The organism is Bartonella sp. AA1HLJMS (assembly GCF_042197445.1).
GTDB lineage: Bacteria > Pseudomonadota > Alphaproteobacteria > Rhizobiales > Rhizobiaceae > Bartonella.
In genome coordinates this window covers 1-1,835 of the sequence record NZ_JBHIRW010000144.1, presented here as the reverse complement: position 1 = coordinate 1,835, position 1,835 = coordinate 1, and the positions used below count along the sequence as shown (strand labels likewise).

The window sequence follows — 1,835 nt, the reverse complement described above, 5'->3', positions numbered from 1 at the left end:
CAAAAAATTCACCACACAATGCAATGCCGTTCTTTTGCAAGAACGACAAAGGCAGAATCTAACTTAAAGGAGTAAAACCATGGAAAAAAAATATGAATTTACTGATGAAACAATCAATGTTGATGGCAAAATCCTTCACCGTATACGTGCTTTAAGAAACTTTGGTGATGTCGAGAAAGGCAACCTAGGAGGCTATATCGAGAAAGAAGACAACCTAAGTCATGAAGATGATTGTTGGGTAGATGGTGATGCCAAGGTGCTTGAAAGCGCTACCATTTTTGATAATGCCAAGATATTTGATGGCGCCTGTATTAGTGGAAATGCTACGGTTTGTGATAAGGCACAAGTTTACGATAAGGCACAAGTTTACGGTAACGCCAAGGTTTACGACAATTCTCGTATTTATGGAAGTGCACAAGTTTACGATGATGCACGTGTTTACGATGATGCACGTGTTTACGATGATGCACATGTTTACGATGATGCAGTCATTTACGTTAATGCAAAAGTTTGCGGTGATGCCAAGGTTTATGGAAAAGCAAGAATATACCATGACGCCGTAATTTCCGAACATGCACGCGTTTATGACAATGCAGAAGTTTTCGACAACGCTACAATTTCGCACGTTGCATCCGCTTGTGACAATGCTCGTATTTTCGGTAAAGCAAAGGTTGGTGGTTGTGCCGAAATTTATGATGGAGCACATGTCTCTGAAAAAGCTAAAGTTGGCGGTCACGCAAAAATCTCTGGAAATGCCCGTGTGTTTGGTGGTGCAATAGTTTGCGAGAATGCCGAAGTAACCGGAAATACAAAAGTATCTGGAAATGACACTGTTTTAAGATAAGGGCGACTTAAACCATGGAAAAAAAATACGAACTTACTGATGAAACAATCGAAGTTGGGGGCAAAATCCTTCACCGCATTCGTGCACTGAGAGATTTGGGGGACGTCAAGAAAGGTGATCTTGGCGGCTATATCGAGAAAGAAGACAATCTAAGTCATCATGGTAATTGCTGGATTGGGGATTATGCAAAAGTTTATGGTAATGCCAAGGTTTTTGGTAATGCTAAGGTTTACGAAAATGCACAAGTTTACGGTTATGCACATGTTTACGGCAATTCTCGTATTTATGGCAAAGCAGAAGTTTTCGATGAACCATGCATTTACGGTCATGCAGAAGTTTACGGTGATGCACATATTTGCGGTGAACCGCACGTTTTTGATAATGCAGAAGTTTATGGCAATGCACAAGTTTACGAAGAGCCATACATTTACGATAGGGCGCGTGTTTACGGCAATGCAGAAGTTTCCGGTGATGCGCATGTTTACGGTCATGCAAAAATTTACGGTGCAGCATGTGTATGTTGGGACGACTGGATTGATGGCAATAAAAGAATCTCAACTGGAGAAAAGACCAGATGAAAAAATACGAATTTACTGATGAAAAAACTGTGTTTGATGGAAGAACTCTTCACCGAATTAGAGCATTAAGAGACTTTGGATATGTCAAAAAAGGTGACCTAGGCGGTTTTATAGAAAAAGAGAGCAACTTAAGCCATAAGAGAGACTGTTGGATTTTTGGCAATGCACACGTTTACGGTGATGCCAAAGTTTATGATGATGCGCGGGTTTATGGGAATGCACGCGTTTATGGCAATGCACAAGTTTTTGATTATGCCGAAGTTGGTGGTGCTGATGTTGGAGATAATGCCAAGGTTTTTGACTATGCGCGGATTTATGGGAATTCTGTTATAGGGAAAAGTGTACACGTTTACGGAAATGCTAAAATTTACAATCAAGCATATATTTGCTGTCGTGTAGACATTGCTGGAAAT

Annotated in this window: 3 protein-coding genes; all 3 read left to right on the top strand. The window is 40.5% G+C overall.

Annotated features, from left to right (window positions below):
• The first annotated feature begins 79 nt into the window (after positions 1 to 79).
• A complete protein-coding gene (locus ACFIQE_RS10025; RefSeq protein WP_375664753.1) occupies positions 80 to 844 on the top strand; it encodes a hypothetical protein in 765 nt (254 codons plus the stop codon).
• 14 nt (positions 845 to 858) lie between these two features.
• Positions 859 to 1,422, top strand: a complete 564-nt coding sequence (locus tag ACFIQE_RS10020; RefSeq protein ID WP_375630467.1) for a hypothetical protein — start codon at positions 859 to 861, stop codon at positions 1,420 to 1,422.
• The coding region (locus tag ACFIQE_RS10015) for a hypothetical protein (RefSeq protein ID WP_375707664.1) at positions 1,419 to 1,835 on the top strand (417 nt) is incomplete at its 3' end. The genes ACFIQE_RS10020 and ACFIQE_RS10015, both read left to right, overlap by 4 nt.